The sequence below is a fragment of the Methanosarcina sp. genome, assembly GCF_028693135.1.
Taxonomy (GTDB): Archaea; Halobacteriota; Methanosarcinia; order Methanosarcinales; family Methanosarcinaceae; genus Methanosarcina.
In genome coordinates this window covers 1-8540 of sequence record NZ_JAQUVZ010000083.1, presented here as the reverse complement: position 1 = coordinate 8540, position 8540 = coordinate 1, and the positions used below count along the sequence as shown (strand labels likewise).

8 protein-coding genes are annotated in these 8540 nt (G+C 44.5%); 7 read left to right on the top strand and 1 reads right to left on the bottom strand.

Features of this window, described 5'->3' with window-relative positions; translation table 11 throughout:
- From PHF18_RS17920 to PHF18_RS17905, 4 genes are all read left to right on the top strand, one after another.
- The coding region (locus PHF18_RS17920; RefSeq protein ID WP_300105061.1) for a transcriptional regulator at positions 1-899 on the top strand (899 nt) is incomplete at its 5' end.
- A gap of 227 nt (positions 900-1126) precedes the next feature.
- Entirely contained in the window at positions 1127-1735 is a 609-nt protein-coding gene (purN, locus tag PHF18_RS17915; RefSeq protein ID WP_300105059.1) for a phosphoribosylglycinamide formyltransferase, read from the top strand.
- 657 nt (positions 1736-2392) lie between these two features.
- On the top strand, positions 2393-3631 hold the full coding sequence (glyA, locus tag PHF18_RS17910) for a bifunctional serine hydroxymethyltransferase/L-allo-threonine aldolase (RefSeq protein ID WP_300105057.1): 1239 nt from the start codon (positions 2393-2395) through the stop codon (positions 3629-3631).
- Positions 3632-3656: 25 nt separating this feature from the next.
- A complete protein-coding gene (locus PHF18_RS17905) occupies positions 3657-4520 on the top strand; it encodes a bifunctional methylenetetrahydrofolate dehydrogenase/methenyltetrahydrofolate cyclohydrolase (protein ID WP_300105056.1) in 864 nt (287 codons plus the stop codon).
- Between the two features lie 658 nt (positions 4521-5178).
- Here the strand turns inward: PHF18_RS17905 and PHF18_RS17900 are convergent.
- Positions 5179-5400 (bottom strand): hypothetical protein, encoded by a 222-nt coding sequence (locus tag PHF18_RS17900; protein ID WP_300105054.1) that lies wholly within the window; start codon positions 5398-5400, stop codon positions 5179-5181.
- Between the two features lie 279 nt (positions 5401-5679).
- Between PHF18_RS17900 and folP the strand changes: the two genes are divergently transcribed.
- The 3 genes from folP to PHF18_RS17885 are packed head-to-tail and all read left to right on the top strand — an operon-like array spanning position 5680 to position 8432.
- Positions 5680-6906 carry a dihydropteroate synthase gene (gene folP / locus PHF18_RS17895; protein ID WP_300105053.1) on the top strand — a complete coding sequence of 409 codons (1227 nt, stop codon included), beginning with the start codon at positions 5680-5682 and terminating at the stop codon, positions 6904-6906.
- 2 nt (positions 6907-6908) lie between these two features.
- Complete coding sequence (locus PHF18_RS17890) at positions 6909-7523, top strand: methylenetetrahydrofolate reductase C-terminal domain-containing protein (protein WP_300105051.1); 615 nt, start codon at positions 6909-6911, stop codon at positions 7521-7523.
- 24 nt (positions 7524-7547) lie between these two features.
- The gene (locus PHF18_RS17885; RefSeq protein WP_300105049.1) at positions 7548-8432 is read left to right on the top strand and encodes a methylenetetrahydrofolate reductase; all 885 of its coding nucleotides are present in this window, start codon (positions 7548-7550) and stop codon (positions 8430-8432) included.
- Positions 8433-8540: the final 108 nt, after the last annotated feature.

The window sequence follows — 8540 nt, the reverse complement described above, 5'->3', positions numbered from 1 at the left end:
CCGCACGGAAATATGAAACACTATTACTTTGCAAGGTTTTATTTAACATTGACGGCCTGAACGAAGAAACAGCCAGGGAGATGAAATATCTTGCTGAGTACCTCGGAGGTTCCGCTATCGTTGTTGGGGCAAAGACAAGGGACCAGATGCTTGAAGACAGCGTTGTCTACATGCGCTATGATATCCTTGCCCTGAATGTCCAGACTCTCCATGACTACTTTGTAGAAAATATCCCGCCTCTGGTTTCAGCAGCACCCGGAGGGCTTTATGTCGCAATAGAAGGAGACCTCCTGAGGAAATCAAGGACGGATCAATCCATGTCTCTCGGGACCCTGGCTTCTATGGTAGGGGTTTCAAGAAGAACTATCAGCAAATATGAAGAAGAAGGCATGGACGCGTCCATTGATGTCGTGCTCCAGCTTGAGGACATTTTCGGGCTCGAACTGGCAAGGCCCATAGATATCCTGAAATCCTGCGGGAGCAGAAGGTCAAGGAAGAAGGCAGAACCTGAAAAGACAGAACCTGAAAAGGAAGAACCACAGGTAAAACCTAATGTGCTTTTGCCGGAAGATCTGATCCTAAATACGATTTCAATGCTCGGATATGATGTCCTTCATACTGCGCAGGCACCTTTCAAGGCTATCTCACGGGACAAGTCTTCAGTTATCCTTACAGGTGTCAGTGAGTTCAACACAACAGTAATCAAACGGGCTCATCTGATGAGCAGCATTTCCTGCATTACGGAAACTCAGTCCGTGTTCATCATTAATGGGCATTCCAAACTGAAATCCGTCGAAAATACAGTGCTGATAGAAAAGAAAGAACTTGACAGGATAAGTGATTCTCAGGAACTCCTTGAGTTCATAGAGGAGCGCAAGGAAACTCAGAGCGGCGCGTAAACTGCTCTTCTCTTTCCTCCTGGTTAACCGGCATACTGAAAAAAAACGTTTTCTTTTTTCCTCTGAGCCTCTTCTTCTTCTTCTTCTTCTAGCTAACGATGCCCTCTTCTTGAATTTTCTTCCTCTTTAACTCTTTAACTATATTTAGAGCTCCGACTCTCAGTTTGTCACGGATGCCACAAAGATGCAAAAACCTAATATATCACTGTTTCAATCTAAACGCTTCAATGACGGTAAAGATTGCAGTGCTGGTTTCCGGAAGGGGCTCAAATCTCCAGGCGATCATCGACAGCATTGAAAAGGGCTACATAAAAAACGCGGCAGTTAATGTTGTTATTTCCAACAAAGCCGATGCTTATGCGCTCGAACGTGCAGGAAAACACGGTATCAGTGCTGTTTATCTTGATCCCAAAGGGCATGATAGAGCCGGATATGATAGGGAAATCCTGAATGTCCTCAAACAGTATGATACGGACCTTCTTCTGCTTGCAGGCTATTTCAGGATCCTGGGAAGCGAGATCATTGAGGCGTACAGGCACAGGGTCCTGAACATACACCCTTCTCTTCTTCCGGCTTTCAAAGGGCTTCATGCCCAGAAACAGGCTTTTGAGTACGGAGTAAAAGTTGCAGGCTGCACCGTACATTTTGTCGATGAAGGACTCGATTCCGGACCTATCATCCTCCAGAAGTGTGTGCCTGTGCTTCCAGGAGATACCGAAGAGATCCTCACTGCCAGGATTCTCGAACAGGAGCATATTATTTATCCCGAAGCTGTCAGGCTCTTTGTCGAGGGTAAGCTTAAAGTTGAGGGTCGAAATGTAATAGCTCTTACTTAATGGCCCTTAAATGAGCAGAAACTTTGCAGAATCTCCGAGCTCGCATTACTCCGGGATTGCATTACTCCGGGATTGCATTACTCTGGGATTGCATTACTCTAGGATTGCATTACTCCGGGATCGCATTAGTTTCATCAGGCAGATCTGAGCCGATAAGGCAGAAATCCAGATCAAAAGAGACAGAATATTGGGTAACTTCCGGTGGAATAGATTTTGGGAACTTACTCAAAAAGTAGGAAGTAGTTCCAAACCGGAATAGATTTTACTCATTAGTATACTCATTAATACTCTGACGATTATAAGTACTTGAATTATATTACTCACACGAAATATACTGGCCAACTGAAGACCTTCCATATTCCAGAATCCCCCGAGTCCTTAAAATGCTTGGGATATTTTCCCCTGGTTTTCCCTTGGAGCTCTATTTCCATTTATCGAGAAACTCCCCAGATTGTTGAATACTTACAGCCCTTCTGGCTTTCCAGTCTGTCAGGCAGTTCTTACAGGTTTCAACACATCTTACAGGTTTCAATACATAACACATTAATTTAAGTAAATGCCAGCACCGTAAGCATACTAACAGTTAATCAATTCACGCTAACGAGAAACCCTTGATTTCGAATAAGTTTTAAATGCATGGATTACGAGGTGACAGTAATGTCTTATATTGAAACAATTGATCCGGAATTGTTCGAGGCTATCGAAAAGGAAGCCGAACGTCAGGAATACAAACTGAACCTGATTGCATCAGAAAACTACGCGAGCAGGGCTGTTATGGAAGCCCAGGGCTCAATCATGACAAATAAGTATGCCGAAGGATATTCCGGCAAGCGCTATTACGGTGGCTGTGATTTTGTTGATGTTGCCGAAAACCTCGCGATTGTCAGGGCAAAGGAACTATTCGGGGCAAAGTACGTGAATGTCCAGCCCCACTCAGGTTCAGGCTCCAACATGGCTGTCTACTTCTCTGTACTGCAGCCTGGGGACACGATCATGTCCATGGATCTCTCTCACGGCGGACACCTTTCTCATGGCAGTCCTGTAAGTTTTTCCGGGAAGCTCTATAACATCGTGCCCTACGGGGTTAGCAAAGAGACAGAAACCCTGGACTATGACGAACTAATGAAAATTGCAAAAGAATGCAACCCGAAAATGATCGTATGCGGAGCTTCAGCCTATCCCCGTGAGATCGATTTCAAGAAGTTCAGGGAAATTGCCGATGAAGTCGGAGCTTATCTTCTTGCCGATATCGCCCACATTGCAGGACTTGTAGTTGCAGGCGTACATCCAAGCCCTGTGCCTTATGCAGACTTTGTCACCACCACAACCCACAAGACCCTTCGGGGGCCCAGGGGTGGAATGATTATCACCAGGACCGAAGAGCTTGCAATGAAGGTAAACAAGGCCGTTTTCCCGGGCATTCAGGGCGGTCCCCTCATGCACGTCATAGCTGCAAAGGCAGTTGCCTTTAAGGAAGCAATGAGCGAGCAGTTCAGGCAGGACCAGGCTCAGACCGTTAAGAACGCAAAGGTTCTTTGTTCCTGTTTGAGACAGAAGGGTTTTGATATTGTTTCTGGCGGCACCGACAATCACCTTATGCTCGTAAATCTTAATAATATGAATATTACAGGAAAGGACGCAGAAGCTGCAATGAGCAAAGCCGGAATCATTGCCAACAAAAACACAGTTCCTTTCGAGACTCGCAGCCCCTTTGTAACCAGTGGGGTCAGGCTTGGAACCCCTGCCTGTACTACAAGGGGTATGAAAGAAAAAGAAATGGAACTGGTTGCCGACTACATTGAGACAGCAATCAAGAATGCAGGAAACGATGCTCTGCTGTCGGAAGTCAATGGGAAGGTAAGGGATCTCTGTTCAAGGTTCCCGATTTACAGTTAATTGAGGAGACAGGGGGTTTTACCAGTTGTCAGATGAAAGCTATGAGTTACGGATCATAGATGGAAAAGTTCTTGCACAGCAGGTTGAAGAAGAGGTGAGGTCAGGAGTTGAGGACCTCGAAAGCAACCGGGGTGTTATCCCGGGGCTTGCTACAATCCTTGTAGGTGACGACCCTGCATCAAAGATGTATGTCCGCCTGAAGCATAGGGCATGCGAGCGTGTGGGCATCAGAGCAGAAGACTACCTTCTTCCGGCAGAAGCCACCCAGGAAGAACTTCTGTCTCTGATTGATACCCTTAATAAAACTCGGGATGTGCACGCAATCCTGCTTCAACTTCCGCTGCCGAAGCACTTCTCTCCGCAGGAAGCAATGGAAGCCATATCTCCTGCAAAGGATGCTGACGGTTTTCACCCTTATAATATGGGAAAACTCATGATTGGGGACGAAGGCCTTGTCCCCTGCACTCCACACGGGGTAATCAGGGCACTTGAGGAGTACAATGTGCCTGTCAAGGGCAAAAATGCGGTTATTATCGGGCACAGCAATGTTGTAGGGAAACCCATGGCAGCAATGCTTCTGAATAGAAACGCAACCGTTTCGGTCTGTCATATCTTCACCGATGACCTGAAGAAGTACACCCTTGGTGCCGATATCATAGTGGTTGCTGCAGGGGTTAAGCACCTTATCAAAGCCGACATGGTTAAAGAAGGGGCTGTAATCTTTGACGTGGGAATAACCAAAGAAGAAGGCGGTGTGTACGGAGATGTTGACTTTGAAAACGTAATCAAAAAAGCTTCTCTTGTAACTCCTGTCCCCGGTGGTGTGGGTCCCATGACAATTGCCATGCTTATGAAGCATGTGCTTATGTGTGCAGAGAAAAACCTTTAAATATCTATTTTAAGGCTTTTTCTCCTTTTGTTTTTTATTGGTGCTTCCTGATTAATTGGTTGGGTATTATTTCGAAATGACTTCAAATTGCATCTTACGTTCTTTCATTTCACGCGCCGCGCAAGGCTTGAGCCCACCCAGCGTATAGGAGATAAAAACGAACTCAATAGCCGTACTGGAACTTTAATACCAAAATATCAATCATATAGCAGGGGAAGACTATATTTTTTACTCGAATTTTTTAAGACTTTTGCCGGGCTTTTATTCTGAGGTATCTTTGATTGTGGGTTAAATCACAAAAATAATCTATTATCTTCTCAATCTTTTAGTACAAAGACAAGTAAATTTGTTTTTTAATTACATTATATTTGAAAATTTTACTCTGTGTTTTCCGGACCTGCCATTTCAGGTTATTGCATTTGAGTTTTATGTATATTTTTTATTTATTTGTGGTGAAGTTTTCCTGATTGTGATAACCTAATTTTAAACATCAATATTTTTATGTATCATTGAAGCCTATTTCACTATAATTCTGCCTGCCATCATTAAATAATACAAATGGTTTATGAAGTCTTATTTAAATGTTCAGGCTCTCATAAAATGTTCAGGCGCTAAAATGAGTTATTTGTAAACTTTAAACAAATCTACCTGATATATGTTAATAGCATTGAGTTCCAGTTATTCTTCCCCCGGTTAGAAACGTATTTCCCATAACCTTAAACTCTATCCACTTCCATATATAAGGTCTCAGAGGTCCTGAACTCCTGAAGATCTTGAAGATCCTAAACTTAATCGAATGTGCATCCCCCAGTTCCCTTTCAAGTCCTCCAGCGTTCAGCTTCGCAGTCGGAAAAATTGTTTTGTTTTTTCTTGCCTGCAAGAGGCCTTTCAGGGGATGGGACCGAAAAAGCTTTTTCAGGGAATGTTAGCAGATGACTGAATAAACAGCTTCTACAGTTACGAGTCAACGAAATGCCATGGTGAGTGTTTCATCACGGAAAAAAAGGCATCTGCAGATCCTGCTTCAAATTTCATTATTGTTTAAATATACTGAAATACTGCAATGCTATAATTGTCGTTTAAGAACAGTTTGCTCACTATATTTATCAAGCGCTGTTGCGCCAACTGAGTTAAAAGCTATATAGCCTGGTTGTCAAAAATGGTAGTTAATACTGATATCTGTGGTCTAAAAGTGGGAGATCAATATCCTGCACATGTTATGGGCGTTATTAACCTGAGCCCGGAATCTTTTTACGAAGGTTCGATCGCAAGCCCGGAGTCTGTACTGGATGTTGCCCGGAAAATGGTTGACGGCGGAGCAACTTTCCTGGATCTGGGTGCCCGGTCAACCTGGCGTTTTTCCGAGCCCATAAGCAGAAAAGAAGAGATTGAGCGCTTATTGCCTGTGCTTGATACGCTGGAAGGCAATGTGGATGCGGTAATTTCCGTTGATACGATGTTTTCTGAAATTGCAGAAGAGGCTCTCAAAAGAGGGGCAGATGTCATAAATGATGTTTCCGGTTTTACAGCAGACCCTCGAATGATAAAAGTAGTGGCAGACCACGGTTGTCCGGCTGTGGTTATGGCTTCTAATAAAATCCCCGGGGATCCTCTGGGTATGGATTCCATTATTGAAGCACTTGACTCCATTATACAGGCCGCTGAGGCTGGAGGTATAGTGCCTGACAGCCTCATCCTTGACCCTGCAATAGGCAGGTGGACCGAAGAAAAGCTGCCCATGTATGATTTTGAAACCCTGGATGATTTCGAGCGCCTGAAAATTTTTGAAAAACCTTTGCTTGCAGCCCTTTCAAGGAAGTCCTTCATAGGAGACGTGCTGGGAAAACCTGCAACTGAAAGGCTTTACGGCAGCCTGGCTGCAGCAGCAATTGCGGTTTACAAGGGTGCACATATTATCCGTACACATGATGTGCCCGAGACTTCTGATGTTATTAAGCTTTCGGGAGCCTTGAGAAGCCGGACAAGTGTTGTGAAGGAAGGCAGGTATGAAGTTTCAGTACTTGACGTGAAAACCCCTCAGGACGCAGGTATTGCAATGAGGAATATTGGAGCTACACGAATCGGTTCGCAGGTAATGCAGGGAAAAAGCATCCATCTTATGTTAAAGATCAGGAACCTTACAACCACAGAGGCTCTGATCATAAAACAGGAGATGCTTGCAAGGGGAGGAGATGCAGCCCTTGCGAGAGACGCAGTTTCCCATGAAACGGAAACTACTGACGTGCTTGTGATGGGTACCCTGCTGCAATTTGGGCGCCTTGCTCGTAAACTGGATGGACAGGCTCGTTCCCTCCCAGTTATTGCGGAAATGATCCGCGAATGTATTTTAAATCGGACCAATCTGGAATACCGATATCTGAGGTAATTATGATCATAACTTCAGCAAAACCCTTTGAAGAAATCCTTTCCCTGTTAAAAGATGAAGACGATATTTTTGTTGTCGGATGCAACGTATGTGCTGCAAAACTGAAGACTGGAGGAGAACCTGAAGTCCTTGAGATGTGCAGGCAGCTTGAAGAGAGTGGAAAGCACGTGGTAGGCTGGGCTCTTCCAACTGCAGCCTGCAGTATCCGGTCCTTTGAATCTCTGGCTGAGAAAAACAAGAAAATAAACGAAGCGCGTTGCATTCTTGTTATGGGTTGTGGCAGTGGAGTTTCTGCTGTTGCCAGTGTTGTTGATTTGCCTATATACGGTTCGAACAACACTCTTTCACTTGGCGGCACCAGTGGAGGCAAGCTCCTTTCCAACCAGTGCGTTATGTGTGGGGACTGTACCATAAGTGAATATGGTGGGCTCTGTCCGAAATCCCAATGCCCTAAAGCCCTTCTCAATGGGCCCTGTGGAGGGGCTGTGGACGGAATGTGCGAGGTCAACAGGGAGATGGAGTGTGTATGGGCTCTTATCTATGAACGTTTGAAAAAGATCAATCGGCTTGACCTTCTTTATGTTACCCATGCTCCCAAGGAGCATGGTTTTAAATAATTTCATTCCTAATATTCTTATTTAATGCTTTTTAATTTTCGTGAAAAACTGAACTCGAGGAAATTTCTGGTTACCGTTGAAGTCTCTCCCCCCAAAGGGACCAGGTTTTCAGCTCCCCTGGAGGATGCCTACCAGTTAAAAGGTGTTGCAGACGCTCTGAACGTTACTGATAATCAGTGTTCAATTATGCACATGAGCTCACTGGCTTTCAGCAAGCTTTTGCTCGATCAGGGTCATGAACCTATCATGCAGCTTACCTGCAGGGACAGGAATAGAATCGGGCTTCAATCCGATCTTCTGGGAGCATACGCTCTGGGAATCAGAAACATCTGCTTGATGACCGGAGATCATCCTATCTGTGGAGATCATCCCGGCTCAAAACCCGTTTATGACCTTGACTCCGTACAGCTCATTGAACTCGTCAGGAAGCTTGATTCAGACACTGATTTTGCAGGAAAAAGGCTGGATGGAGGCACTTCTTTTTGCGCGGGTGCGGTCTCAGGCATAGACCCTAAAAATATAATGCAGCTAATAAAGCTTGAAAAAAAGGTCCGAAGCGGAGCCGATTTTATCCAGACGCAGGCTGTGTATGACGCAAGCATATTCGAGGAGTTTATGGAGGCAGTAAACCATCTTGAGGTACCTGTAATTGCCGGTTTGATTCCTCTCAAATCCCTGAGTATGGCTGAATATATGAATAAAAACATCTCAGGAATTCATGTGCCTGATGAAATCATGCTGCGGATGAAGGATGCATCTTCCCCTATAGAAGAAGGTCTTTCGATAGCTTCTGATACTATAAAAGAACTGACAAAACTCTCTCGAGGGGTCCACATTATGCCAATCGGATCTCAAAAAAACACTTCGAGATTGCTTTCAATGGCAGGAATTTTAGAAAAACGCACATGAAATTCTTCGAATAACATGCCCAAACAATGAAAGTCCTTTTCACTTACCTTTTTTTGATATTAACTCCATCATTACCTTGGGACAGGAAGGTTGTTTTTTATTTGGCTC

Coding starts and splice junctions, on each gene's coding strand:
- PHF18_RS17885 (WP_300105049.1), top strand. CDS start 7,548: ATGCTTTTTAATTTTCGTGAAAAACTGAACTCGAGGAAATTTCTGGTT.
- purN (WP_300105059.1), top strand. CDS start 1,127: ATGACGGTAAAGATTGCAGTGCTGGTTTCCGGAAGGGGCTCAAATCTC.
- folP (WP_300105053.1), top strand. CDS start 5,680: ATGGTAGTTAATACTGATATCTGTGGTCTAAAAGTGGGAGATCAATAT.
- glyA (WP_300105057.1), top strand. CDS start 2,393: ATGTCTTATATTGAAACAATTGATCCGGAATTGTTCGAGGCTATCGAA.
- PHF18_RS17890 (WP_300105051.1), top strand. CDS start 6,909: ATGATCATAACTTCAGCAAAACCCTTTGAAGAAATCCTTTCCCTGTTA.